This window comes from Achromobacter sp. NFACC18-2, assembly GCF_900108985.1.
Lineage (GTDB): Bacteria > Pseudomonadota > Gammaproteobacteria > Burkholderiales > Burkholderiaceae_B > Achromobacter.
In genome coordinates this window covers 270541-296864 of the sequence record NZ_FNYM01000002.1, presented here as the reverse complement: position 1 = coordinate 296864, position 26324 = coordinate 270541, and the positions used below count along the sequence as shown (strand labels likewise).

Below are 26324 nucleotides of genomic sequence, written 5' to 3'. Positions count from 1 at the left end.
GTTAAGCACTCAAGATCTCTTGCAGGGCGGATAGCAAGGCGGCGTTCTCGGCCGGGGCGCCCACCGAGATGCGCAGGCAGTCGGCCAGCAGCGGGTGGGCGTTGGAGAAGTTGCGAATCAATATTTTGCGCGCTTTCAGCGCCAGATGCACGGCGTTGCCGTCCAGCTTGCCGGAAAAGCGAACAAGTATGAAGTTGGCGGCGGAAGGGAATACCCTGACGCCGGGCAGTTGCGCGAGGGCCGCGGCCAGCGGTTCGCGGTCGGCGCGGAGCCGGGCAGCCTGCTCGTCCAGCACCGGCTTGTGGCGCAGCACGGCTTGCAGGGTGGCCTGGGTCAGCACGTTCAGGTTGTAGGGCGGGCGCACCTTGTTCAGCTCGGCGATCCAGGCGGGATGGCCGGCCAGGTAGCCGAACCGCAGGCCCGCCAGGCCGATCTTGGACACGGTGCGCATGACCACCACGTTGGGCGCGTCCAGCACCTGCGGCATCCAGGTGTAGCCGGCGAACGGCTGGTAGGCCTCGTCGATCACCACCAGCCCCGGCGCGGCGTCGATGATGGCGTCCACGTCCTCGGGCGACCACAGGCCGCCGGTGGGATTGTTGGGCGTGGCCAGGAACACGAGCTTGGGCTGGTGTTCGCGGATGGCCGCCAGCATGGCCGGCAGATCCAGGGTCAGATCATCGGTCAGCGGGACGCCCACGAAGCGGGCGTGATCGAAGCGCGCCGCCATGTCGAAATACACGAACGACGGCCAGGGCGACAGGACCACATCTCCGGGGTTGCAGCAGGCCTGCACCATGATGTGGATGAGCTCGTCCGAGCCGTTGCCGAACAGCACGTCCGCCGCATCGGGTATGCCGAAGGCCGTCTTGACGGCGGCCTGCAGCCCGGACAGGTCGGCGGAGGGATAGCGGTTCAGCGGGGTGTCGCGGACGGCGCGCGCGATCTCGTCGCGCACGGCCTCGGGCAGCTCGTACGGGCATTCCATCGCGTCCAGCTTGATGCAGCCTTCGGCGTGGGCGACGGGATACGCCGCCAGTTCGAGGATGTCGGCCCGGACGGTGCCTTTGACGCGGCCGGCGACGCCCGCCGCCGGAACCGCGCGCACTGGACCGCCTTCGTGCTGCGCACTCCGGTATTCGCCCTTGGGGCGGCCCGGCAGGCTCATGGTTTGTCGACCCGGTACTGGGCGCTGGCGGCGTGCGCCTGCAGGCCCTCGCCCAGCGCCAGTTCGGCGGCGATGCGGCCCAGCGTCTGGGCGCCGGCGTGCGAGACCTGGATCAGGCTGGAACGCTTCTGGAAGTCATAGACTCCCAGCGGCGACGAGAACCGCGCCGTGCGCGAGGTGGGCAGCACGTGGTTCGGGCCGGCGCAGTAGTCGCCCAGGGCTTCGGAGCTGAAGCGGCCCATGAAGATGGCGCCGGCGTGGCGGATGCGGGCGGTCCAGACCTCGGGCTGCTCGGTGGAGATCTCCAGGTGCTCGGGGGCGATGTCGTTGGCGATCTGGCAGGCCTCGTCCAGGTCGCGGACCTGGATCAGCGCGCCGCGGTTGGCCAGGCTGACGCGCAGGATGTCGGCGCGCGGCATGGTGGGCAGGAGGCGCGCGATGGACGCTTCGACCTCTTCGATGAAGGCGGCGTCGGGGCACAGCAGGATGGATTGCGCGAGTTCGTCGTGCTCGGCCTGCGAGAACAGGTCCATGGCGATCCAGTCGGCCGGCGTCTTGCCGTCGCAGATGACCAGGATTTCGCTGGGGCCGGCGATCATGTCGATGCCGACCACGCCGAAGACGCGGCGCTTGGCGGCGGCGACATAAGCGTTGCCCGGTCCGACGATCTTGTCCACGGCCGGTACGGTGTCGGTGCCGTAGGCCAGCGCGCCCACGGCCTGCGCGCCGCCGATGGCGAAGACGCGGTCCACGCCGCTGATGGCGGCGGCGGCCAGCACGATGGGATTGCGCACGCCGTCGGGCGTGGGCGTGACCATGATCAGTTCCTGCACGCCCGCGACCTTGGCCGGGATGGCGTTCATCAGCACCGATGACGGGTAGGCCGCCTTGCCGCCGGGCACGTAAAGGCCCACGCGGTCCAGGGGCGTGACCTGCTGGCCCAGCAGGGTGCCGTCGGCTTCGGTGTAGGTCCAGGTCTCGGCGCGCTGGCGCTCGTGGTAGGCGCGCACGCGGTCGGCGGCGGCTTCCAGCGCGTTGCGCTGGGCGGCCGGCAGCGCGGCCAGGGCCGCATGCCAGTCGGCCTTGGGGATTTCCAGCGTATGGGCCGTCGCGTCCGGCATGCGGTCAAAGCGCTGCGTGTATTCCACCAGCGCGGCGTCGCCGCGCGCGCGCACGTCGGCCAGGATGCTGGCGGCGGCGCGGTCGATGGATTCGTCCTCGGTGGCCTCGAAGGCCAGCAGCTTGGACAGGGCGGATTTGAATCCGGGATCGCGGGAGTCGAGACGATTGATCAGGGCCATGGCGTCATGGAGCAAAGCAGGTAACGGTAACGGCCGCCGCGCCGGGCGCGGCGGGCGGGAGTCAGACGTTGCGGGAGGCGGCTCTTGCGAAGGCGTCCAGCAGCGGTTGCAGGCGGTCGCCGCGGGTCTTCAGGGCGGCCTGGTTGACGATCAGGCGCGAGGAGATCGGCATGACGTCCTCCACGGCGACCAGGTCGTTCGCGCGCAGCGTGCCGCCCGTGGACACCAGATCGACGATGCAGTCGGCCAGCCCGACCAGCGGCGCCAGTTCCATCGAACCATACAGCTTGATGATGTCGACGTACACACCCTTGGCCGCGAAGTGTTCACGGGCTGATTGCACGTACTTGGTAGCCACGCGCAGGCGCGCGCCCTGGTGGACGGCCGCCTCGTAGTCGAAGCCGTTGCGCACGGCCACGGCCAGCCGGCACTTGGCGATGTTCAGGTCGATGGGCTGGTACAGGCCGCCGGGCTGCTCTTTGGCGTGCTCGATGAGCACGTCCTTGCCCGCGATGCCCAGGTCCGCCGCGCCGTACTGCACGTACGTGGGCACGTCGGACGCGCGCACGATGATCAGGCGCAGGCCGGGATCGCTGGTGGGCAGGATGAGCTTGCGCGAGCTTTCCGGATTCTCGGGGACCTCGATGCCGGCTTCCGCCAGCAGCGGCATGGTTTCTTCGAAGATGCGGCCCTTGGACAGCGCCAGGGTCAGGGGGGTGACGGGGGCATTGCTCATCGAGCCTGTTCCTTGCCGGTAACGCGTTGGATATCCGCGCCCAGGGCGCGCAGTTTCACTTCCATCTGGTCGTAGCCGCGATCCAGGTGGTAGATGCGGTCGATCAGCGTGTCGCCGTCGGCGGCCAGGCCGGCGATGACCAGGCTGGCCGACGCGCGCAGGTCGGTGGCCATGACGCTGGCGCCCGACAGGCGCGGCACGCCGCGCACGATGGCGGTGTGGCCGTCGATGTCGATCTGGGCGCCCATGCGGCGCAGCTCCTGCACGTGCATGTAGCGGTTTTCGAAGATGGTTTCGACGATGACCGACGTGCCCTCGGCCACGGCGTCCAGCGCCATCAGCTGGGCCTGCATGTCGGTGGCGAAACCCGGGTACTCGTGCGTGCGAAAGCCCACGGCCTTGGGACGCTTGTCCATCGCGCCGCGGATCCAGTCGGGGCCGGTCTCGATGGTCAGGCCGGCTTCGGCCAGCTTGTCCAGGGTGGCGCCCAGGATGCCGGCGTCGGCGTTCTTGAGCAGGATGTCGCCGCCCGCCGCGCCGACCGCGCACAGGAACGTGCCGGCCTCGATGCGGTCCGAGATGACGCGGTGCTCGGCGCCATGCAGGCGGTCCACGCCGTCGATGACGATGCGGTCGGTGCCGTGGCCCTGGATGCGGGCGCCCATTTTGATGAGCAGCTCGGCCAGGTCGACGACTTCAGGTTCGCGCGCCGCATTTTCCAGGACGGTCCGGCCTTCGGCCAGCACGGCGGCCATCAGCAGGTTTTCTGTGCCGGTGACGGTGACCATGTCGGTGCGGATCGAGGCGCCCTTCAGGCGCTTGGCGCGCGCCACGACGAAGCCGTGCTCGATGCTGATTTCCGCGCCCAGCGCGGCCAGGCCCTTGATGTGCTGGTCGACCGGCCGCTGGCCGATGGTGCAGCCGCCCGGCAGGCTGACGCGGGCCTCGCCGAAGCGCGCGACCAGCGGGCCCAGCACCAGGATGGAGGCGCGCATCGTCTTGACCTGGTCGTAGGGCGCTTCCAGGTTGTCGACGTTGGCCGCCTGCAGCGTGACCACGCCGTCGTCGCCGCGCTCGGCGCGCACGCCCATGCGGGCGAGCAGGCGCAGCATGGTGCCGGTGTCGTTCAGGCGCGGCACGTTGGACAGGACCAGCGTGTCGGCGGTCAGCAGGCCCGCGCACAGGATCGGCAGAGCCGAGTTCTTGGCGCCGGAAATCGAGATCTCGCCGTGCAGCCGCGCGCCGCCGGTGATGCGTAGCTTGTCCATCATTCGCCCGCTTTCTGGTATTCGGCGGGGGTCAGGGTGCGCATCGACAGGGCGTGGATCTCGGCTTTCATGCGGTCGCCCAGCGCGGCGTAGACGAGCTGGTGGCGCTGGATCAGGCGTTTGCCTTCGAAGGCCGTGCTGACGATGACGGCGTCAAAGTGCGATCCGTCGCCCTGCACGTCGAGATGTTCACAGGGCAGGCCGTCCGCGATGTATTGGCGGACTTGCGCGGGAGTGGGAAGCATGGACGTCAGTTCCTGAGTTTGTAGCCGCTGGCCAGGAGCCGCAGCGCGTAAGTCGAGAGCGCAAGGAACACCCCCGTCACCACCGCCAGGCTGTGCCAGGGCGAGACGTCCGACACCGAGAAGAAGCCGTAGCGGAATCCGTCGATGGTGTAGAAGATGGGGTTCCAGTGCGAGACGCTTTGCCAGAACGGCGGCAGCGTATGGATGGAATAGAACACGCCGGACAGGAAGGTGGCCGGCATGATCAGGAAGTTCTGGAAGGCCGCGAGCTGGTCGAATTTCTCGGACCACAGGCCCGCGATCAGGCCCAGCGCGCCCATGATGCCGCAGGCCAGCACGGCAAAGACCAGGACCCACTGCGGATGGGCGGGCGCAAGCGGCACGAAGAACAGCGCCACGGCCCACACGCACAGCCCGACCGCGAGGCCGCGCGCGATGGCGGCCAGCACGTAGGCGCCGAAAATGTCCCGGTGCGACAGCGGCGGCAGCAGCATGAAGACGAGGTTGCCGGTGATGCGGCTCTGGATGAGCGACGAGGACGGGTTGGCGAACGCGTTCTGCAGCATGCTCATCATCATGAGCCCGGGGATCAGGAAGGACGTGTAGGGCACGGTGCCGTACACCGTGACTCGCCCTTCCAGGACGTGTGCGAAGACCAGCAGGTACAGCAGCGCCGTGATGACGGGCGCGGCGATGGTCTGGAAGCTGACCTTCCAGAAGCGCAGCAGTTCCTTGCGCAGCAGGGTCGGAAAGCCGGAACCGGCGTCCAGGCGGGGCTGCACCAGCGGCTGGCCGGCGGGCGTGGCGGGCTGGGTCATGAGGAGATCTCTTCGGGTTGCAGGGCGCGGGGGGCGGCATCGTCGTCCTGGTGCATGATGCGCACGAAGGCGTCTTCCAGGTCCACCCCGCCCACGCGCGCCAGCAGGGCCTGGGTGGTGTCCAGCGCCACGATGCGCCCGCCCTTGAGCATGGCGATGCGGTTGCAGAGGGCCTCGGCCTCTTCCAGGTAGTGGGTGGTGAGCATGATGGTGTGGCCGGCCTTGTTCAGGCGCGAGATGAACTCCCACAGCGTGCGGCGCAGGTCCACGTCCACGCCCGCGGTGGGCTCGTCCAGGACGATGACCGGCGGCCGGTGCACCAGCGCCTGCGCCACCAGCACGCGCCGCTTCATGCCGCCTGACAGGGCGCGCATGTTGGAATTGGCCTTGTCGGCCAGGCCCAGGTTGAACAGGATTTCGTCGATCCAGTCGTCGTTCTTGCGCAGGCCGAAATAGCCGGACTGGATGCGCAGCGTCTCGCGGACTGTGAAGAACGGGTCGTAGACCAGTTCCTGCGGCACCACGCCCAATGCGCGCCGTGCCGACTTGTAGTCGGCCACGACGTCGTAGCCACAGACCGTGGCGCGGCCCGCGGTGGCATGGGCCAGGCCGGCCAGGATGGAGATGAGCGTGGTCTTGCCTGCGCCGTTGGGCCCGAGCAGGCCGAAGAATTCGCCGTGCTCGATATTCAGGCTGACGTTGTCCAGCGCCTGGAAGCCGGGACGGGGCGTGCGCCCGAGCAGCTTCTGCCAGCCGCGCTGGCGCGGCGAGTAGATCTTTGAGACGTTTTCTAGGCTGACGGCGGACATGACGGGGGTAAGGGGCCCGAAAAGAGCGAATTGACCATTATATAAGCGCGAGGTGACAGCCACCCCGTAAGGCCCCAGGGGCGGTGTGGGCGGCGCATTGTTGCGTCCCCAAAACAATCGGCCCGGCGGCCCCCCGAAGGGGCGCGCCGGGCCGATGCAAGGCGGGACCGATCTTTACTTGTTGCGCTGGTTCAGCGCCTGGATCAGGCCGTCGATGCCGTTCTGGTTGATCTGCTGGGCGAACTGGTTGCGGTAGTTCTCGATCAGCCAGATGCCCTCGACGTTCATGTCATAGATCTTCCAGCCCTGGGGCGTCCTTTCCAGACGGTAGTCCACGCCGACGGGCTGGCTGTTGGACTGGCTGATCAGCGTGCGCACGACGACGTCGTCGGCCTTGGGGTCGCCCCGGAACGGCAGGCCGGTGATGCTGGTGCTGGACGTGACGCGAGTCAGCGCGCCGCTGTAGGTGCGAATCAGCGTGCCGCGGAAGGCCTCGGCCAGCGCCGTCTTCTGTTGGTCGCTGGCCTGGCGCCAGTAGCGGCCGGCGGCCAGGCGCGTGGTCTTCTGGAAGTTGACGTACGGCAGGATGTACTGGTCGACGACCTCGTTGACGCGGGCGATGTTGCCGGCACGCACCGCGCCGTCGGCCTTCAGGACATCCAGGGCCTGGGTGGCGGCGGCCAGCACGAACTGTTCGGGCGGGCCATTGGGGTCCGGCTTGGCCTGCGCGGCCGTGGCGGTCGCCAGGCCGAGCAGGCCCGTGAACACCAGTCGCTGCAGCAGGGAGGGAACGGAAAATCGCATCAAAACTCCTTCAGTACCGTAAGCGCAATCCGACAGCTTACTTGGTCGCGGGGACCGGCGCAGGCGCTGGCGCGGCCGGCGCGGCGTCCTCGCCGTCGTCTTCGTAGTTGGGCAGGGCCGATTCTTCGTCCACGCGGTGGCCCAGCACCATTGCGGCGCGGCGCTGCAGGAAGGCGTCGCGCACGAAGCTGTACGGGTCCAGCGCCACGCGGTCGATCGTATCGGTGGTGTCGAGCAGGTTGGCGCGCGTATCGACGATGCGCAGGCCCCACAGCGAGTTGCGCAGGCGCACGTTGTCGATAGAGTCCACGCCCATGTAGCCGTAGGTCGTGCCGTAGAGGTCGCCCACCAGGCCGACGCCGTCGCGCACGCTGGACGCGCCGAAGAACGGCAGCACCAGGTACGGACCCTGGCTGAAGCCCCAGACGCCCAGCGTGGTGCCGAAGTCGTTGGGGATCTTGCGCGCGCCATTGGCCGAGGCGACGTCAAAGCAGCCGCCCACGCCCATGGTGGTGTTGAAGAGGAACCGGCCCAGCGTGTTGACGAAGTCGTGGCCGCGGCCCTGCAGGAAGCTGTTGGTGCCGGACCAGAGGTCGCCGACGTTGCTGAAGATGTTGTGGATGCAGCTGCGAACCGGCTGCGGCGTCACGAACGTGTAGGCCTGGGCGACCGGCTTGAACACCGCGCGGTCCACCGTGTCGTTGAACTGGTAGACGCCGCGGTTGAAGCCTTCCCAGGGGTCGCGCGGATCCGGATTCTTCGGGGCGGCGCAACCGGCCATCAGCGCGCCCGCCGCTGCGACGGTGGCAATGCGGGAAATTGCTTTCTTGTTCATGATCCGGGTATCCCTATCAACATTTCTTATGTTATTGCGACGGCAAGGCACAGCGTTGTCGTTGTAACGGCCTGCGTTGTAACGGCCTGAATAAGCCGCGTCTTAATCCTGCGCCTTGGGGGCAGGTTCCGGCGCGGCGGTCGAGCCTTGCTTTTCCGCCGACCCGTACAGGAACTGGCTGATCAGTTGTTCCAGGACCACGGCGCTTTGTGTATAGCGGATTTTTCCGCCGTCGGTAAAGTTCTCTTCTTCGCTGCCGGCGGTCAGGCCCAGATACTGCTCGCCCAGGAGGCCCGAGGTCAGGATGGCGGCCGAGGAGTCCTTCGGAAACTGGTAGGCCGTCTCCAGGTTGACCGAGACGATCGCCTGGTAGGTCTTGTCGTCAAAGGAGATGCCCGCGACCCGTCCCACCACCACGCCGGCGCTCTTGACCGGCGCGCGCACCTTGAGGCCGCCTACGTTATCGAAGTTGGCTGTCACCGTATAGGTCGGGGCAAAGGAAAACGTGCTCAAGTTGCCGGCGCGCAACGCCAGGAATGCCAGCGCGATCGCGCCCAGCAATACGAACAGGCCTACCCAGAAGTCGGTTTTTTCGCGAGACATGATCGATCCGTATCAATTTCCAAACATCAGGGCGGTGAGCAGGAAGTCCAGCCCGAGCACCGCCAGGGAGCCCATGACCACGGTGCGCGTGGTGGCGCGGGCGACGCCTTCGGGGGTGGGCTTGGCCTGCCAGCCCTCGTAGAGCGCGACCAGCGTCACCGTGACGCCGAAGACCACGCTCTTGATGACGCCATTGGCGACGTCTTTCCAGACGTCGACGCCGTTTTGCATTTGCGACCAGAAGGCGCCGGCGTCCACGCCGATGAGCAGCACGCCCACGACCCAGCCGCCCAGGATGCCCACCATGGAGAACACCGCCGCCAGGATGGGCATGGCGATGATGCCGCCCCACAGGCGCGGCACCAGCACGCGGCGGATGGGGTCCACGGCCATGACTTCCATGGCCGACAATTGTTCGCCCGCCTTCATCAGGCCGATCTCGGCCGTGAGCGAGGTGCCGGCGCGGCCCGCAAAGAGGAGCGCGGTGACCACCGGTCCCAGCTCGCGCACCAGCGACAGGGCGACCAGCAGGCCCAGCGCCTCTTCGGAGCCGTAGCGGTTCAGCGTGTAATAGCCCTGCAGTCCCAGCACGAAGCCGACGAACATGCCGGAAACGGCGATGATCAGCAGCGAATAATTGCCGATGAAATGGACCTGCTGCGACACCAGGCGCGGCCGCGACAGCGCGATGCCGCTGCGCGCCAGCATGGCGCCGAAGAACCGGGTGAAATAGCCGATGGCCGCGACGCGGGAGCGTACCCAGTGACCCAGCACGGCGATGGCGTTGTTGGAGCCGCTCATGCTTTGCGCCCTTTCTGTTGGGACAGCCACTTCTGGAAGGCGGGCGTTTCGGGATACTGGAACGCGACGGGACCGTCGGGTTGGCCCTTGAGGAATTGCTGCACGTAGGGGTCCTGCGAGGCCGCCAGCGTCTGCGGCGTGCCGGCGGCGGCGAGCGTGCCGCGGCCCACCAGATAGACCTGGTCCGCGATGGCGAAGGATTCCTGCACGTCGTGCGTGATCAGCACCGAGGCGCAGCCCAGGCGGTCGGCCAGGTTGCGGATCAGGCGGGCGGTGATGCCCAGCGAGATCGGGTCCAGCCCGGCGAAGGGCTCGTCGTACAGGATGAGCTCGGGTTCGAGCACCACGGCGCGCGCCAGCGCCACGCGCCGGGCCATGCCGCCGGAAATCTCGGACACCTTCAGGTGGGCGGCGGCGCGCAGGCCGACGGCGTCCAGCTTGTCCAGCACACGGTCGGTGAGCTCGGCTTCGTCGATTTTGGTGTGCTCACGCAGCGGGAAGGCCACGTTTTCAAATACGTTCAGGTCGGTGAACAGCGCGCCCTGCTGGAACAGCACGCCCATGCGCTTGCGCAGGGACTGCAGGCCGGTGCTCGAGGTCTGGCCGATGTCCTGGTCGAATGCCAGCACCCGGCCTTGCTGGGCGGTGATCTGGCCGGTCGCCGCGCGCAGCAGCGTGGTCTTGCCGGAACCCGAACCGCCCATGACCGCCACCACCTGGCCTGCCCGGACGTCCATGGAAATGTCGCGCAAGACGGTGAAATCACCGTAGCCTAGCGCCACACCTTCCAGGCGCAGGGCGAATTCCGGGGTGCTGCTTGATTGAGCGGGCATGGGCAACGAAAGGGAGTTTCGGCGGCGGAGCTTGCCCCGCTGTCCTGTCGACACGCTGGGCAGAGAACCTGGCCGGCGCGGGCAAGACAGGCTGCGTCGGGAAGCGCCCTGTTACTCAGATGCCGGGGACGAGCTCGAGCATCGGCTCCCGGCGGCGAGGCGCCATTGTAGCCCGACGCTGTGCAATCACAATTCGAGTGGCTGTGCGTGGAACAGTGTTTTCGGTTCCAGGAACAATCCCCGGACCGCTCCCTGTGCGATGCCGCCGCCGGTCCGGTGTCTGACACCCCCGGAACACTGGCGCATGCATAGGCGACCTCACCCGGGTATCAGACACCCATTCAGTTGCGCCGCGTCCGCGCGGCCTCGGTTTCCCGGGCCAGGCGCTGGATCAGGTTGGCCGTGGTTTCCCGCCGCGCCAGCGGCGCGCCCTGGCCCGCCCACAGGGACAGGACGTTGATGTTGCCGCTTTTGCCGCCCGCAGTCCGCATGGGGCGCGTCAGCGCGTTTTGCAGCGGATACGGCAGGATGTCCGCGGCGATCGCATCCGCGTCCCGCATGAAGGCGTTGGCGATGCCGCGGGCCGGGCGGCCGGAAAAGGCCCGGGTCACGCGGGACTGTTCGGAGCGGGAGGCGGGCAGGACTGCCTTGTAGGCGTCGCTGATGCCGCATTCGTCCGTGGTCAGGAAGGCCGTCCCCATTTGCGCCAGGTCGGCGCCCAGCGCCAGGGCGGCGGCAATGCCGCGCCCGTCCATGATGCCGCCCGACGCGATGACCGGGATCGAGACGGCGTCCGCCACCTGCGGCACCAGGGCCAGGGTCCCGATCATGGACGTTTCGAAGGCGTCGAGGAACGTGCTGCGGTGGCCGCCGGCCTCGGCGCCCTGCGCGACGACCGCGTCCACGCCGTCCTGCTCCAGCGCCTGGGCCTCGCGGACGGTGGTGGCCGTGCCGATGGTCAGGATGCCCAGTTCACGGCAGCGGGCCAGCGTCGCGGCCGGCAGGCGGCCGAAGGCGAAGCTCAGGACGGCTGGCCGCGCCCGCAGCGTGGCCTCCAGTTGTTCCGGCAGCAGATCGGCCTGCGGACCGGGGGCTTGCGGCGCGGGCAGGCCCAGTTGCGCGTGGTAGCGCGCCATCAGGGCGAGCATCCGCGCGCCGTCGCCGGTCGCGGCTTCCTGCGGCACGGGGGCGAACAGATTGATGGCAAACGGGCGGTCCGTGCGCGCGCGGATCGCGCTGGCCGCCGCCTCGATCTGTTCGCCACTCAGGTAGGCCGCGCCCAGCGATCCCAGGGCGCCCGCCTTCGATGCCTCGGACACCAGTTCCACCGTGGTCGCGCCGCCCGCCATGGGCGCCTGGATGATGGGGTGGTCCAGCTTGAGCAATTCAATCAAAGGGGTAGCCATGGGAAAACTCCTGGGAGGTTATTGAAGCTGGATGTTTCCAGCCTTGATGACGTGCGCCCACTTTTCGCTTTCGTTCTTGATGAACGCGGCGAACTCCTCGGGCGTGCCGCCGCCGGCCTGGCTGCCCGTGTCGGCAATGGCCTTCTGCACATCCGGATCCTTCAGGATGCGGTTGAACTCGGCGTTGAGCCTGGCGATGATCGGCGCGGGCGTGCCGGCGGGCGCGACGATGCCCTGCCAGTTGTACGACTCGAAACCCGGCAGGCCGGATTCGGCCATGGTCGGCACGTCGGGCAGCACGGCCAGGCGCTTGGCGGACGTGACGGCGATGGGGTGGATCTTCTTGCCCTGGATGGCGGGCAGCGCGGAATAGCCCATTTCGAACATCATGGCGATGTGGCCGCCCATCAGGTCGGTGGCGGCCAGGCTGCCGCCTTTATAGGGGACGTGGACGATGTCGATCTTGGCCTGCTCGCGGAACATCTCGCCCGACAGGTGGTGCGCGCCGCCCACGCCGGACGAACCGAAGGTCAGCTTGCCGGGTTCCTTCTTGGCCAGCGCGATCAGGTCGGCCAGCGTCTTGACCGGCAGTTCATTGTTCACGCTCAGGACCAGCGGGCTGTTTTCGATCAGGATGATCGGGGCCAGGTCCTTTTGCGGGTTGTAGGGCATTTCCTTCATCAAGGACGGGTTGACCGCCATGGGGGCCAGGTTGCCCGTGCCGATGGTGTAACCGTCCGGGGCCGCCTTGGCGATGAGGTTGGTGCCGACCACCCCGCCCGCGCCCGCCTTGTTTTCCACCACGATGGGCTGGCCCAGCGATTCGCCCAGTTTGCGCGCCAGGAGGCGCACGCGGGTGTCGGCAAAGCCGCCGGGCGCGTAGGGCACGATCATGGTTACGGGTTTGGCGGGCCAGTCGCCGGTCTGGGCCTGGGCGGCGCCTGCGAAGGCGGTGGCGGCCGCGAGGGCGGCGATCAGGGGGCGCAATGCTTTCATGCTGGGGACTCCTCTTCCTGCTTTCTAATTGCTGTGTGATGGGCCCGAAGGGCCGATGGCATTATGCCCAGCGCCATTGCCATCTGTCGTGACTTTTCCCAATCCCCAGGCCGACGCGGCCAGCAGCGCCGCGCTGCCCGCCAGCACCTGCGGCAGCCCCGCGCCCCAGTGCTCCGCCCACGACGCCAGCAGCGGTCCCAGGATCTGTCCCGCCGCGAATGCCGCCGTCATGATGGCGGCCGCGCGCGGGGCCGCCGCGCCCGACAGGCGCCGGGCGGTCAGCATGCCCGCCTGCGTGATCACCATGAACGTGCCCCCGACCAGGAGCGCCGCCAGGATCACGGCGGCAATGTGATGCCACAGGGCCACCGCCAGCATGCCGGCGGCCATCAGGGCCTGCGCGCCGCGCCAGACCTGCCGGTCGTCGCGGCCGCGCGCCAGGCGGGGCACCAGCAGGCAGGACAGCGCCGCCGCCAGGCCGAAGAGGGGCCAGGCCCAGCCGAAGATGGCCGGATCGGGCAGGACCTCCTTGGCCATCGCCGGCAGGAAGGTGGCGGGAATGATGTAACCGACGCCGAAGACGCCATAGTGCAGCGACAGCGCGGCGATGCCGCGCGGCAGTCCGGCGGACGGACCGCCCGCGGCGGCACGCCGGACCGGGGGCGACTGCCGGCTCAGGCCGGGCCAGGCCGCCGCCGACAGCGCCAAGGCCAGCGCACCCAGCACGATCCAGGTCAGGTTGGCGCTCGCGCCCCAGGCCATGAGGACCAGGCAGGCCAGCCCCGTCAGCGCGATCCCGGCGCCCACGCCTGCGTACGTCACCGCCGACGCGGAGGGCTCGCGCGGGTCTCCGGGAGGAACCGGGCGCCAGGCCGCCACGCAGATGAAGGCGCTGGCGCTGGCATAACCGGCGGCCAGCCGCAGCATCGACCAGCCCGCCACGCTGTCCAGCAGCGGCATGGCCAGCGTCAGCGCCGCGACGGCGGCCAGGCTGGCCGCCAGCGTCGCGCGCAACCGGCGCACGGGCCAGGCGATCGCGGCCAGCGCGCCGAGCAGGTAGCCGGCATAGTTGGCCGACGCCATCCAGCCGCCCTGCGCGAGCGACAGCCCGGACTCCTGCGCCATCAGCGGCCATACCGGCGTGAAGGCGAAACGGCCGATGCCCATGGCGGCCGCCAGCGCAAGGGCGGCGGGCCACGCCAGGCGCGCGGCGCTGGCGGTGGGGTCGAGGGAAGGGTAAGCAGGCGTTGACATGGCCCCACTCTACGGCTGTACTAATATCTTGAATAGTGAATTATTAAGAACGTGAGTTCCCTAAATGAGAAACTTGGACCTCGACGCGCTGCAGATATTCAAGACCGTGGCGGACCAGGGCGGCGTTGCGCGCGCCGCCGCGCACCTGAACCGGGTGCAGTCCAACGTGTCGACCCGGCTCAAGCAGTTGGAAACCTCGCTGGGAACGCCGCTTTTTCGGCGCCAGAACCGCCGCCTGGTGCTGTCGGACCAGGGGCGCGTGCTGCTGTCCTACGCGGACCGGCTGCTGCGCCTGTCCGACGAGGCCCAGTCCGCGGTGCGCGAAGGCGCGCTGCAGGGCGTCTTGCGCATCGGCACCATGGAAAGCACGGCCGCCGCCCGCCTGCCGCCCATCCTGGCGGCCTATCACGCGGCGTGGCCGCAGGTGCGCATCGAACTGGTTACCGGCACCTCGGGCGCCCTGGCCGCCAAGGTCCGCAATTACGAGATCGAGGCCGCCTTCGTCGCGCAGCCCTTTCCGGCGGACGGCCTGGCGACGATGGATGCCTTCAAGGAGGAACTCGCGCTGATCTCGCCGCTGGCCTGGGATCCGATCGGCGGCGCGAAGGACCTGGGCAGCCGCAGCGTCATCGCGTTCGCGGCGGGGTGCTCATACCGGCGCATCCTGGAATCGTGGCTGAACCAGGAGGGCATCGCGCCCGGCAAGGTGATGGAGTTTGCGTCGTATCACGCCATCGTGGCGTGCGTCGCTGCGGGAACGGGCGTGGCGATCGTGCCGCGGTCGGTGCTGGCGGTGCTGGGGGCGGAGAACACGGTGCGCGTGGGCGCCCTGTCCGGACCGCATGGGCAGGCCCTGACCCAGCTCGTGTGGCGCGCCGACGATGACACGCCTGCATTGCAGGCCCTGCGTAGCCGGCTTCAGGCGCCGCAGGAATGAATCGATGCGCGCGGTGTCCGCGCGCATCGTCCAGCGCCGCACTCAGAAGCGGTAGCCGACGCCCACCGTGGCCACCCAGGGGTCGATCCGCGCGGTGCCGACACGTTCGCCGTCCAGCTTCACCTTGGACTTGATGTCGATGTAGCGGATGTCGGCGTTCATGAACCAGCGGTCATTGATCTTGATGTCCGCGCCCAGTTGCGCCGCCACGCCCCAGGAGTCGCCCAGCTTCAGGTCCGAGCCCTTGAGCGCGCCTTCGGCCTTGGTGTCGAAGAAGTGCGTGTAGTTGATGCCGACGCCGATGTAGGGCTGGATCATGCTGTCGGGCAGGATGTGCCATTGCAGGCTCAGCGTGGGGGGAAGCTGCTTGGTGGAGCCGATCTTGCCCAGGCCGCCGCTGCCGCTGACGTCATGCTGGAAGGGCCAGGCGCCCAGCAGCTCGATACCGATGTTGCGGGTGGCCATGTAGGCCAGGGTGAAGCTGGGGCGCACGTTGTTGCTCACATCCAGCTTGACGGCGCCATCCAGCACCGAGCCATTGTTCTGCGAGGGGCGCACTTGCGTCACGCCGACGCGGAACAGCACGTCGCCGGCTTCGTGGGCATGGGCGGGGGCGGCAAATGCGCCGGCAGCGATCAAACCGGCAATGGCGGTGGCGCGGATACGCCCATTCAGCGAAAACATTTTCTTCTCCGATCTTTCCGTGGGGGTGAGCCGACAGATTCGCAGACCGCCCTGTCCCCGAACTTGACGTGTGTCAAATCTTGAAAAGACCGCTTTCAAAAAGTGGTTATGCCGCAACACGCGGGTCAGTCCAGCCGGCGCGCAAAAAAAACGCCGCCGGCGCGGGGCGCTCGGCGGCGTTGATGAAGCGGGGCGCTATCAGCGCGGCAGGTCGCTGCTGCCCATGAGGTAGGCGTCGACCGAACGCGCGCACTGGCGGCCTTCGCGGATGGCCCACACCACCAGGGACTGGCCGCGGCGCATGTCGCCGGCGGCAAAGACCTTTTCCACGTTGGTGCGGTAGTCGTCGGTGTTGGCGCGCACGTTGCCGCGGCCATCGCGATCCACGCCGAACGCGTCCAGCACGTTCTGCACCGGCGACACGAAGCCCATGGCCAGCAGCACCAGGTCCGCCTTGATCTCGAACTCGGAGCCTTCGACCTCGCGCATCTTCATCTGGCCGGTGGCCTCGTCCTTGAACCACTCGACGCGCGCGCCGACCAGTTTCTCGACCTTGCCGTTGGCGCCCTTGAGCAGCTTGGTGGTCACGGACCAGTCGCGGTCGCAGCCTTCCTCGTGCGAGGACGAGGTGCGCATCTTCAGCGGCCAGTAGGGCCAGGTCATGTCCTTGTTCTCGGACTCGGGCGGCTGGGGCATCAGTTCGAACTGCGTGACCGAGGCCGCGCCATGGCGGTTGCTGGTGCCGACGCAGTCGGAACCCGTGTCGCCGCCGCCGATGACCACGACATGCTTGCCCTTGGCCAGCGTCTGGTTGGCCAGGCGGTCGCCCGCCACGGCCTTGTTCTGCTGGCGCAGGAAGTCCATGGCGAAGTACACGCCTTCGAGCTCGCGGCCCGGCACCGGCAGGTCGCGCGGCGTTTCCGAACCGCCGCTCATCACGACGGCGTCGAACTCGGCCATCAGCGATTGCGGGGTGCGCACGGTCAGGCCATCGGCCACCGGATCCTTCGGATTGCCGACGTAGGTCGACGGTGCGAACTCCACGCCCTCGGCTTCCATCTGCGAGATGCGGCGGTCGATCTGGTGCTTTTCGAGCTTGAAATCGGGGATGCCGTAGCGCAGCAGGCCGCCGATGCGGTCGCTCTTTTCAAAGAGGGTCACGGAGTGGCCCGCGCGCGCCAATTGCTGCGCGCACGCCATGCCGGCGGGGCCGGAGCCCACGACGGCGACCTTCTTGCCCGTCTTGCGCGCCGGCACTTGGGGCGCGACCCAGCCTTCGGCCCAGCCCTTGTCGATGATCGCGTGCTCGATGGACTTGATGCCCACGGCGTCGCTGTTGATGTTCAAGGTACAGGCGGCTTCGCACGGCGCCGGGCAGATGCGGCCCGTGAACTCCGGGAAGTTGTTGGTGGAGTGCAGCACGTCCAGCGCGCGGCGCCAGTCCTGCTTGTACACCAGGTCATTCCAGTCCGGGATGATGTTGTTGACCGGGCAGCCGTTGTTGCAGAACGGGATGCCGCAGTCCATGCAGCGCGCCGCCTGCTGCTTGGCCTGGTCGTCGGTCAGGTGCAGCACGAATTCGCGCCAGTTCTTCAGCCGCTTCTGCGGGGCCTCGGAGGCCTCCTGCAGGCGCTGGTATTCCATAAAGCCAGTGATCTTTCCCATGGTATCCCTCACGCAGCCAGTTGTTGCGGGTTGGCTGCACGCCACATTTCACCCAATGCACGGCGGTAGTCCGTCGGCATGATCTTCACGAATTTGCCGCGCGAGGCTTCCCAGTCGCCCAGGATTTCGCGGGCGCGGTAGCTGCCGGTGTAGCGGAAGTGGTCTTCCACCAGGCGGCGCAGGATCGTCTCGTCCGTCTCGCGCTCGCCGCCGCGCTGTGCGCTGTGCCAGATGTCGATGTTGTTCTGCGACTGCTGTTCGGCATGCGGCACCACGGATTCCAGTTCCACCATGGACAGGTTCACGCGATGCTTGAGCGTGCGGTCCGGATCCCAGACGTAGGCCACGCCGCCGGACATGCCCGCCGCGAAGTTGCGGCCCGTGGCGCCCAGCACGACGACGGTGCCGCCGGTCATGTATTCGCAGCCATGGTCGCCCGTGCCTTCGACCACGGTCGCCGCGCCCGAGTTGCGCACCGCGAAGCGTTCGCCGGCCACGCCGTTGAAGAACGCTTCACCCGCCAGCGCGCCGTACAGCACGGTATTGCCGGCGATGATGTGGTCGGGGCCGAAGCCGCGGAAGTCGTTGGGCGAGCGCACGATGATGCGGCCGCCCGACAGGCCCTTGCCGACGTAGTCGTTGCCTTCGCCCACCAGGTCCATCGTGATGCCGTGCGCGAGGAACGCGCCGAAGCTCTGGCCGGCGGTGCCATTGCACTGGATGTGGATGGTGTCGTCGGGCAGGCCGTCGTGACCGTAGCGCGCGGCCACGGCGCCGGACAGCATGGCGCCGATGGTGCGGTTGCGGTTGCGCACCGGCACGATGAACGACACCTTCTCGCCGCGTTCCAGCGCGGGCTTGCTGCGCTCGATCAGCAGGTGGTCCAGCGCGCCCGCCAGGCCGTGGTCCTGCTCTTCGGTCTGGTGCACTTCGGCGTCCGACTGCGTCTGGTGGAACACGCGGGTGAAGTCCAGGCCCTGCGCCTTCCAGTGTTCGACGCCCGAGCGCATGTCGAGCAGGTCGGCGCGGCCGATCAGGTCGTCGAACTTGCGGATGCCCAGCTGGGCCATGATTTCGCGCACTTCCTCGGCGATGAAGAAGAAGAAGTTCACGACGTGTTCAGGCTTGCCCTGGAATTTCTTGCGCAGGACGGGGTCTTGCGTGGCCACGCCCACCGGGCAGGTGTTCAGGTGGCACTTGCGCATCATGATGCAGCCTTCGACGACCAGCGGAGCCGTCGCGAAGCCGAATTCGTCGGCGCCCAGCAGCGCGCCGATGACGACGTCGCGGCCGGTCTTCATCTGGCCGTCGGCCTGCACGCGGATGCGGCTGCGCAGGCGGTTCAGCACCAGCGTTTGCTGCGTTTCGGCCAGGCCCAGTTCCCAGGGCGTGCCCACGTGCTTGATGGACGACACCGGCGAGGCGCCCGTGCCGCCGTCATGGCCGGCGATCACGACGTGGTCGGCCTTGGCCTTGGCCACGCCCGCGGCCACCGTGCCCACGCCCACTTCGGACACCAGCTTGACCGAGATCGAGGCCTTGGAATTGACGTTCTTCAGGTCGTGGATGAGCTGCGCCAGGTCTTCGATCGAGTAGATGTCGTGGTGCGGCGGGGGCGAGATCAGGCCCACGCCCGGCACAGAGTAGCGCAGCTTGGCGATGTATTCCGACACCTTGTGGCCGGGCAGCTGGCCGCCTTCGCCGGGCTTGGCGCCCTGCGCCATCTTGATCTGGATCTGGTCGGCGGACGACAGGTATTCGGCGGTCACGCCAAAACGGCCCGACGCCACCTGCTTGATCTTCGAGCGCAGCGAGTCGCCCTTCTTCAGCGCGACGTCGGCTTCGATGCGGTCCGAACCCAGCACCGAGGCCAGCGTGTCGCCGTCCTTGATGGTGCTCTTGCCTTCGCGCATTTCGGCGCGGTAGCGCAGTTCGTCTTCGCCGCCTTCGCCCGTGTTGGACTTGCCGCCGATGCGGTTCATGGCGATGGCCAGCACCGAGTGGGCTTCGGTCGAGATCGACCCCAGCGACATGGCGCCGGTGGCAAAGCGCTTGACGATTTCCTTGGCGGGCTCGACGTCGTCCAGCGGAATGGCGCGCGACGGCTCGAAGCGGAATTCGAACAGGCCGCGCAGCGTCATGTGGCGGCGGCTCTGGTCGTTGATGATCTGCGCGTACTCCTTGTACGTGCGGTAGTTGTTGGCGCGCGAAGCATGCTGCAGCTTGGCGATCGAATCCGGCGTCCACATGTGCTCTTCGCCGCGGACGCGGTAGGCGTATTCGCCGCCGGCGTCCAGGTCGTTGGCCAGCACCGGGTCGGCGCTGAACGCGGCGCGATGCTGGCGCAGCGCTTCTTCGGCCACCTGGAAGATGCCGATGCCTTCGATGTTGGACGCGGTGCCGGTGAAGTACTTGTTCACCAGGGCGCTCTGCAGGCCCACGGCTTCGAAGATCTGCGCGCCGGTGTAGGACATGTACGTGGAAATGCCCATCTTGGACATGACCTTGTTCAGGCCCTTGCCGATCGCCTTGATGTAGTTCTTGACGGCCTTTTCGGGGTCATTCATCTTGCCCAGCGATTCGAGCGCCAGGTAGGGGTGAATGGCTTCGGCGCCGTAGCCGCCCAGCAGCGCGAAGTGGTGCACTTCACGGGCCGAGCCGGTTTCCACGACCAGGCCGGTATTGGTGCGCAGGCCGGCGCGGATCAGGTGCTGGTGCACGGCCGAGGTGGCCAGCAGCGCGGGGATGGCCACGCGCTCGCTGTCGACCAGGCGGTCCGACACGATCAGGATGTTGTAGCCGCTGCGCACCGCATCGACGGCGCGCGCGCACAGGGCCGCCACGCGGGCTTCGATGCCCTCGGGACCCCAGGCGGCGGGATACGTGATGTCCAGCTCGAAGCTGCGGAATTTCTTGCCCGTGACCTGGTCGATGTCGCGGATCTGCGCCATCGCGGCGAAATCCAGCACCGGCTGGGAGACTTCCAGGCGCAGCGGCGGGTTGACGTTGTTGATGTCCAGCAGGTTCGGCTTGGGGCCGATGAAGGACACCAGCGACATCACCAGCTGTTCGCGGATGGGGTCGATGGGCGGGTTCGTGACCTGCGCGAACAACTGGCGGAAGTAGTTGTAGAACGGCTTGGCGCGGTCCGACAGCACGGCCAGCGGCGCGTCGTTGCCCATCGAGCCGATGACTTCTTCACCGCTGGACGCCATGGGCTCCAGGATGAACTTGTAGTCTTCCTGGGTCCAGCCGAACGCCTGCTGGCGGTCCAGCAGCGACACGGCCGATTGCGTCGCCACGGCGACCTGGCGCGGGGCGGGCAGCGATTCCAGCTTGATCTGCAGGCGCTCGATCCACTGACGGTACGGGCGGCTGTTGGCCAGTTGCAGCTTGATTTCGGCGTCGTCGATGATGCGGCCCTGTTCCAGGTCGATCAGGAACATCTTGCCCGGCTGCAGGCGCCACTTCTTGACGATGCGGTTCTCGGGGATCGACAGCGTGCCGGCTTCGGAGGCCAGGATGACCATGTCGTCATCGGTGACCAAGTAGCGGGCGGGACGCAGGCCGTTGCGGTCCAGCGTGGCGCCGATCTGGCGGCCGTCGGTGAACGCGACCGCGGCGGGGCCGTCCCACGGCTCCATCATGGCGGCGTGATATTCGTAGAAAGCGCGACGGCTTTCGTCCATCTGCGTGTGCTGTTCCCAGGCTTCCGGGATCATCATCATCATGGCGTGGGCCAGCGAATAGCCCGAATTCACCAGCAGTTCCAGGCAGTTGTCGAACGTGGCGGTGTCCGACTGGCCTTCATAGACGATGGGATACAGCTTTTTCAGGTCCTCGCCCAGCACGGCCGACTGCATCATGCCTTCGCGGGCGCGCAGCCAGTTGAAGTTGCCCTTGACCGTGTTGATTTCGCCGTTGTGGGCGATCATGCGGTACGGGTGGGCGAGCGGCCAGGCGGGGAACGTGTTGGTCGAGAAACGCTGGTGGACCAGCGCCAACGCGGACACCGTGCGGGTATCGGCCAGGTCGCGGTAGTAGCGGCCGACCTGGTCGGCCAGCAGCAGGCCCTTGTAGACCACGGTGCGCACCGAGGCCGAGGGCACGAAGTATTCCTTGCCGTGCGCCAGGTGCATGTTCTGGATGGCGTGGCTGGCGGTCTTGCGGATGACGTACAGCTTGCGTTCCAGCGCGTCGGGCACCATCACGTCGGCGCCGCGGCCGATGAAAAGCTGGCGGATCACGGGTTCGCAGTCGCGCACGGTGGGCGACATGGGCATGTCGACGTCCACCGGCACGTCGCGCCAACCCAGGACGACCTGGCCTTCGGCGCGCACGGAGCGCTCGAGTTCCTGCTCACAGGCCAGGCGCGAGGCGGTTTCCTTGGGCAGGAACACCATGGCAACGCCGTACTCGCCGGGCGGGGGCAGGATGATGCCTTGCTGGCTCAGTTCGTCGCGGTAGAGCGTGTCGGGGATCTGGATCAGGATGCCCGCGCCGTCGCCCATGAGCTTGTCCGCGCCGACCGCGCCGCGGTGGTCCAGGTTTTCCAGGATCTTCAGGCCCTGCTGGATGATCGCGTGGCTTTTCTTGCCCTTGATGTGGGCCACAAAGCCGACGCCGCAGGCGTCATGTTCGTTCTTGGGGTTGTACAGGCCCTGGGCCGAAGGCAGGCCGATGCGCGTGGCATCGATCGGGGTCGCCTTGGGGGTGGGACAGGATTCGGTCGGGGTAATTTGGGGCATGGCGCGCTCCGCAGTGGGCCTGCGTCGTAATGTTGCAGTGCAGGAGACGGACAATACCCCCGCCGCGAGTAGGGCGCAACAGAAACAAACGGGGTGTGACCCTAATTATTTCAATGCGCTGTCATAGTGCATTAATATGGGGACATAACAAGATCCGCGCCAATTGTGGCCTCGCGAGGATGGGGTGTTTGGTTGCCAACCCCCGCGCACCAAAATCGCACAAAAGCCCGTTTATGCGTCCCCATTTAAATGCGGTGATTTGCAGCGTCAGATCAACCCGCCTTGTGGCGAAAACTGCACATCATGCGGCGCGGATCGGCTCCGACAGGCGCCAAGGCTTGAACCAGCCCAAAAACAAAACCCGCCATCGCGGCGGGTTGGAAGGATCAGGAATGGGTGGGCGGCGTGGAGGTCGTCGGCGTGGACGGGCCAGATTCGGTGTCCGCCGCTGGCGCGGCAGGCTTCTTGCGCGGCCTGCCGCGCTGTCCCGGCGCCACGCGCCGGCTGGCGGTATGGGCAAGGCTGGAGATGAAGCTCGGGCCGCCCAGCGCCCACTGGCCGGAAACCGCCTGGTCGATGCGCTGCGTTTCCTCGCGCGACAGCCCGTCCTGCAGCCGCTTGCGGTAATTGGCCTGGCGGTCGAACGGCGTGTTGCCGCAGGCCCAGTAATCGGCGTGATCGGACTGCCACTGCGCCGGCGCCGCCGAGGTATTGCCCGTATGGCTGGACGCGGACGACCACGGCCAAGAGTCGGGGTCCTGCGATGCGCCGCTGCGCACCGGATAGGTTTCCAGCCAGACCAGCGCCGGCAACACCCAGGCGCCCGGTTCCAGCAGCGCCGATCGGTAGCGGCCCGCGAACACCCGGCCGCCGCGCAGCCGCGCCGCCAGGTTGCGGCCCAGCGTCTGCATCAGGCGCGGCAGGCCTTCTTCGTCTGCCGGCGTGGCCAGAAGCAGGATGCGGTCGTTGGCAAGAAGCCAGCCGTGCACCGATACGCGGTGACGCTGGGCCGATTCGCCCAGCCACATGGCAAGCTGATTCAGGATATCGGCGGGCGCGGGTTGCGATGGCGCTGCCAATGGCTGAATAAAGTTGGCCTGCACCAGTTGGGGCAGCCCAGGGGCATACAGGCGGGGCAGACGGGCCATAGTGTCAGGGCTTGCGTATCAGGAAGAACGGTTTGTCTTCGCTCACGGTATATAAATAGTGCCACGGTGGGCGCTGGTCAAGTCCCGTGATCACAATCTGGGCGCGGTATGGCATTTTTTTTGTCGCAAGCGCTCATTGAGGGGCAGGTTAACATTCGGCGACGGAACGTCGCACCATGGATATCCCCTAACCCGCCGACGTTTTTTCCACCTCTACACCGGAGAAAGCCAATGGCCGTGTCCCTGGAACTCATCTCGCAGCATCGGTGCTTCGGCGGCACGCAGCGCTATTACCGCCACGATTCCACGGAAATCGGCCTGCCCATGCGGTTTTCCGTCTACCTGCCGCCGCAGGCCGAGAACGGGCCGGTCCCGGTGCTGTTCTACCTGGCGGGCCTGACCTGCACCGAAGAGACCTTCATGATCAAGGCGGGCGCCCAGCGCCTGGCCGCCGAGCTTGGCGTCATGCTGGTCGCGCCCGACACCAGCCCGCGCGGCGCGGGGGTGCCCGGCGAAGACGAAAGCTGGGACCTGGGCACGGGCGCCGGTTTCTACGTGGACGCCACCACGCCGGCGTGGCGCGAGCACTACCGCATGGACAGCTACGTGACCCGCGAACTGCACGGCATCGTGACGGGCGGCACGCTGCCGGGCGACACGTCGCGCACCGGCATCTTCGGCCACTCCATGGGCGGCCATGGCGCCCTCGTCCTGGCGCTGCGCAACCCGGACAAGTTCAAGTCCGTCTCCGCCTTCGCGCCGATCGCGGCGCCCAGCCAGTGCCCGTGGGGCAAGAAGGCGTTCGGCGCATACCTGGGCGCCGACGTCCAGGACTGGGCGGCCTATGACGCGTCGGCCCTGATGCGCGGAACGAAGCAGCCATTCCCCGGCGGCATCCTGATCGACCAGGGCGAAGCCGATCAATTCCTGGCCGAGCAGTTGTATCCCGAGGTGTTCGAGGCAGCCTGCGCCGCCGCCGGCCAGCCGCTCACACTGCGTCGCCAGTCCGGCTATGACCATGGCTATTACTTCATCTCGACGTTCATCGAGGATCACATCCGGTTTCACGTCGAGCGGCTTGGAAAACCGGCCGCCTGAGGGCGCGCTTCTATACTGGGGAGCCTGCCGCGGCGGGTGGCGGCTTCCTGCGCCCGCCGCGCCGCAAGCCCCTCGGCTTGAATAGGAACGCCTCATTTGATCAACGGAATCGCTCCCTTCGCCTGGATCCTGCTGGGCGCCGTCATCGTCTTGCTGCCCGGCATCGTCATGCTGCTGGGACGCGGGGGGCCACGCGACGAGCGCGGCCGCCGCATGTTCCAGTTCCGGCCCGTCCGCCGGGCGTGCGGCCTGCTGCTGGTGTGCCTGGGGTGCGTGTCCGGCCTGCTCGCGCTGTCGCTGGTGCAGTTCGTCCGACTCACGACAGACGAACCGGTGGCGCGAATCGACGTCCGCCAGCAGGCAGAGGGCCAATTCGAGGTCAATGCCAGCGCGCCGGCGATCGGCACCAGGCAATACGTTTTGTATGGCGATCAATGGCAGATCGACGCCCGCGTCGTGCGCTGGAAACTGCCAGCCCTGATGGCGGGCGTGCCGCCGCTGTACCGCTTGGAGCGCCTGTCCGGTCGCTACAGCGACGCGGCGCGTGAAGCCACAGCCACCCGCTCCGTGCATCCGCTCGACGATTGGCCCGCGCCGGATCTCGGTTCACTGAAGAAAAGTTTTCCGAACTGGTTCCCCTTCGTCGATGTCCAATTCGGCAGCGGCGCCTACATGCCGTTGTTCGACGGCGCCCGATACCAGGTGTTCATGGATCCCCGCGGCGCGCTTTTCATCCGCCCGGATGGCCAGGCCACCGTTGATGGTCTCAAGCAACTGGGCTGGTGACGGCACGCCGTAAAATAAATGGGGACGTGTTCTGTCAAAGGAAACTTTGACGCGCCGCAACAGTCGAATTAGCACTCCCAATACTTGAGTGCTAACATCGAATTCATGTCTTTATCTCTTCGCCATCCGGAGACCCCCGCTATGAAGCAACCCAGTACCTCGTTGACCGCTTCCGGCAACGCTCTGGCGTTGGCCATTGCCAATCCGGGCGCTCTGGGCACGATCGACGCGTACATTTCCGCGGTCAACCGCCTGCCGGTGCTGTCCGCGGAGCGCGAAACTGAGCTTGGCCGCCGCCTGCGCGACCAAGAGGACCTGGGCGCCGCCCGCGAGCTGATCCTGTCGCACCTGCGCCTCGTCGTCTCGGTGGCCCGGCAATACCTGGGTTATGGCCTGCCCCACGCCGACCTCATCCAGGAAGGCAACGTCGGCCTGATGAAGGCCGTCAAGCGCTTCGACCCCGAGCGCGGCGTGCGCCTGGTGTCCTTCGCCGTCCACTGGATCAAGGCCGAGATCCACGAGTACATCATCCGCAACTGGCGGTTGGTCAAGGTGGCCACCACCAAGGCCCAGCGCAAGCTGTTCTTCAACCTGCGCAGCATGCGTCCCGACGGCCAGACCCTGGATCCGGAACAGGTCGACCATATCGCCCGCGAGTTGAACGTGCGTCACGAAGACGTGAGCGAGATGGAAGTCCGCATGTCCGGCCGCGATATGTCGCTGGAAAACCAGGACGATGACGATGACAGCTACGCGCCCATCGCCTATCTGTCCGATGAAGGCCGCCAGGAACCCACGCGTGTGCTGGAACGCGCCGCGCGCGACCGCCTGCAAAGCGCGGGCCTGACCGGCGCGCTCGATGCGCTGGATGCCCGCTCGCGCCGGATCGTCGAAGCCCGCTGGCTGCAGGATGATGGCGGCGCGACGCTGCACGAGCTTGCGCAGGAATTCGGCGTCTCGGCGGAACGCATCCGCCAGATCGAAGCCGCCGCGCTCAAGAAGATGCGCGGCAACCTCGCTGCCTGATTGCGCATCACGCCCGCTATCGCCTCGGAAGGCCGCGAAGTTCGCGGCCTTTTCTTTTGCGGACGCGCGCTGGTGGGTCAATAAATTGATACAAATTCGCGGCGAATTTTCGGACTTCTTCGAAACTTAATGGGGATGGCGCCGCCTAACTTCATGTAGACCGCGAACTTAGGTTGGCAGTCTTGTCATCCGTCTCGGCTTCTCCTCTTTCCCCTCCCCTATGAGACGGATGCTTGCGGGGCACCTAGCATATCGGTGCCCCGTTTTTTATGCGCGCTCGGCGCGCATCGCGTCATGCGCATCGCTTCACACGCCGCGCTTCACACGCGACCCTTCATGGGAATTGCCTGGCGCA

23 protein-coding genes are annotated in these 26324 nt (G+C 67.2%); 4 read left to right on the top strand and 19 right to left on the bottom strand.

Annotated features, from left to right (window positions below; genetic code table 11):
• Position 1: 1 nt before the first annotated feature.
• From hisC to BMW75_RS03665, 15 genes are all read right to left on the bottom strand, one after another.
• On the bottom strand, positions 2-1168 hold the full coding sequence (gene hisC, locus BMW75_RS03735; protein WP_254791932.1) for a histidinol-phosphate transaminase: 1167 nt from the start codon (positions 1166-1168) through the stop codon (positions 2-4).
• Positions 1165-2469 carry a histidinol dehydrogenase gene (gene hisD, locus BMW75_RS03730; protein ID WP_076517953.1) on the bottom strand — a complete coding sequence of 435 codons (1305 nt, stop codon included), beginning with the start codon at positions 2467-2469 and terminating at the stop codon, positions 1165-1167. Before hisD ends, hisC begins: the two co-directional genes overlap by 4 nt.
• 61 nt (positions 2470-2530) lie before the next feature.
• Positions 2531-3205, bottom strand: a complete 675-nt coding sequence (hisG, locus tag BMW75_RS03725) for an ATP phosphoribosyltransferase (RefSeq protein ID WP_076517951.1) — start codon at positions 3203-3205, stop codon at positions 2531-2533.
• The gene (murA, locus tag BMW75_RS03720; protein ID WP_092577331.1) at positions 3202-4473 is read right to left on the bottom strand and encodes a UDP-N-acetylglucosamine 1-carboxyvinyltransferase; all 1272 of its coding nucleotides are present in this window, start codon (positions 4471-4473) and stop codon (positions 3202-3204) included. Before murA ends, hisG begins: the two co-directional genes overlap by 4 nt.
• Positions 4473-4718 (bottom strand): BolA family protein, encoded by a 246-nt coding sequence (locus BMW75_RS03715; protein WP_056320382.1) that lies wholly within the window; start codon positions 4716-4718, stop codon positions 4473-4475. Before BMW75_RS03715 ends, murA begins: the two co-directional genes overlap by 1 nt.
• 5 nt (positions 4719-4723) lie before the next feature.
• Positions 4724-5536: an ABC transporter permease gene (locus tag BMW75_RS03710; RefSeq protein WP_076517947.1), complete on the bottom strand. Its 813-nt coding sequence runs from the start codon at positions 5534-5536 to the stop codon at positions 4724-4726.
• Entirely contained in the window at positions 5533-6345 is an 813-nt protein-coding gene (locus tag BMW75_RS03705; protein ID WP_092576897.1) for an ABC transporter ATP-binding protein, read from the bottom strand. The genes BMW75_RS03710 and BMW75_RS03705 overlap by 4 nt, the downstream gene beginning before the upstream one ends.
• Positions 6346-6519: 174 nt before the next feature.
• Complete coding sequence (locus BMW75_RS03700; protein WP_092576894.1) at positions 6520-7149, bottom strand: MlaC/ttg2D family ABC transporter substrate-binding protein; 630 nt, start codon at positions 7147-7149, stop codon at positions 6520-6522.
• 37 nt (positions 7150-7186) lie between these two features.
• Positions 7187-7984 (bottom strand): MlaA family lipoprotein, encoded by a 798-nt coding sequence (locus BMW75_RS03695; protein WP_092576891.1) that lies wholly within the window; start codon positions 7982-7984, stop codon positions 7187-7189.
• 102 nt (positions 7985-8086) lie between these two features.
• Positions 8087-8587 carry an outer membrane lipid asymmetry maintenance protein MlaD gene (gene mlaD, locus BMW75_RS03690; protein WP_092576889.1) on the bottom strand — a complete coding sequence of 167 codons (501 nt, stop codon included), beginning with the start codon at positions 8585-8587 and terminating at the stop codon, positions 8087-8089.
• 12 nt (positions 8588-8599) lie between these two features.
• Positions 8600-9388, bottom strand: coding sequence for a lipid asymmetry maintenance ABC transporter permease subunit MlaE (gene mlaE, locus BMW75_RS03685; RefSeq protein ID WP_076517933.1), 789 nt, complete (start codon positions 9386-9388; stop codon positions 8600-8602).
• Complete coding sequence (locus BMW75_RS03680; protein WP_092576886.1) at positions 9385-10221, bottom strand: ABC transporter ATP-binding protein; 837 nt, start codon at positions 10219-10221, stop codon at positions 9385-9387. Before BMW75_RS03680 ends, mlaE begins: the two co-directional genes overlap by 4 nt.
• Positions 10222-10562: 341 nt before the next feature.
• A complete protein-coding gene (locus BMW75_RS03675) occupies positions 10563-11627 on the bottom strand; it encodes an NAD(P)H-dependent flavin oxidoreductase (protein WP_092576883.1) in 1065 nt (354 codons plus the stop codon).
• 18 nt (positions 11628-11645) lie between these two features.
• Positions 11646-12623, bottom strand: a complete 978-nt coding sequence (locus BMW75_RS03670; RefSeq protein WP_076517925.1) for a Bug family tripartite tricarboxylate transporter substrate binding protein — start codon at positions 12621-12623, stop codon at positions 11646-11648.
• A 24-nt stretch (positions 12624-12647) separates the two neighbouring features.
• Positions 12648-13877, bottom strand: coding sequence for a YbfB/YjiJ family MFS transporter (locus tag BMW75_RS03665; RefSeq protein WP_092576881.1), 1230 nt, complete (start codon positions 13875-13877; stop codon positions 12648-12650).
• A 64-nt stretch (positions 13878-13941) separates the two neighbouring features.
• On the opposite strand from BMW75_RS03665, the gene BMW75_RS03660 reads away from it, so the two are divergent.
• On the top strand, positions 13942-14814 hold the full coding sequence (locus BMW75_RS03660) for a LysR family transcriptional regulator (protein WP_092576878.1): 873 nt from the start codon (positions 13942-13944) through the stop codon (positions 14812-14814).
• Between the two features lie 42 nt (positions 14815-14856).
• On the opposite strand, the gene BMW75_RS03655 is transcribed toward BMW75_RS03660, so the two are convergent.
• The 4 genes from BMW75_RS03655 to BMW75_RS03640 all read right to left on the bottom strand — a co-directional run bounded on the left by BMW75_RS03655 (position 14857) and on the right by BMW75_RS03640 (position 23059).
• On the bottom strand, positions 14857-15498 hold the full coding sequence (locus tag BMW75_RS03655; RefSeq protein WP_076517917.1) for an OmpW/AlkL family protein: 642 nt from the start codon (positions 15496-15498) through the stop codon (positions 14857-14859).
• A gap of 198 nt (positions 15499-15696) precedes the next feature.
• Positions 15697-17163 carry a glutamate synthase subunit beta gene (locus BMW75_RS03650; protein ID WP_092576874.1) on the bottom strand — a complete coding sequence of 489 codons (1467 nt, stop codon included), beginning with the start codon at positions 17161-17163 and terminating at the stop codon, positions 15697-15699.
• Positions 17164-17171: 8 nt separating this feature from the next.
• Positions 17172-21911, bottom strand: coding sequence for a glutamate synthase-related protein (locus BMW75_RS03645; protein ID WP_076517912.1), 4740 nt, complete (start codon positions 21909-21911; stop codon positions 17172-17174).
• Positions 21912-22297: 386 nt separating this feature from the next.
• Entirely contained in the window at positions 22298-23059 is a 762-nt protein-coding gene (locus BMW75_RS03640; protein ID WP_092576871.1) for a hypothetical protein, read from the bottom strand.
• Positions 23060-23290: 231 nt separating this feature from the next.
• Here BMW75_RS03640 and fghA point away from each other — a divergent pair, with 231 nt between their 5' ends.
• The 3 genes from fghA (at position 23291) to rpoH (ending at position 25969) form a co-directional block, all read left to right on the top strand.
• Positions 23291-24157 (top strand): S-formylglutathione hydrolase, encoded by an 867-nt coding sequence (gene fghA / locus BMW75_RS03635; RefSeq protein ID WP_092576868.1) that lies wholly within the window; start codon positions 23291-23293, stop codon positions 24155-24157.
• Positions 24158-24253: 96 nt separating this feature from the next.
• Positions 24254-24943 carry a hypothetical protein gene (locus BMW75_RS03630; RefSeq protein WP_076517905.1) on the top strand — a complete coding sequence of 230 codons (690 nt, stop codon included), beginning with the start codon at positions 24254-24256 and terminating at the stop codon, positions 24941-24943.
• 141 nt (positions 24944-25084) lie between these two features.
• Positions 25085-25969: an RNA polymerase sigma factor RpoH gene (rpoH, locus tag BMW75_RS03625; RefSeq protein ID WP_076517903.1), complete on the top strand. Its 885-nt coding sequence runs from the start codon at positions 25085-25087 to the stop codon at positions 25967-25969.
• The last annotated feature ends 355 nt before the right edge of the window (positions 25970-26324 follow it).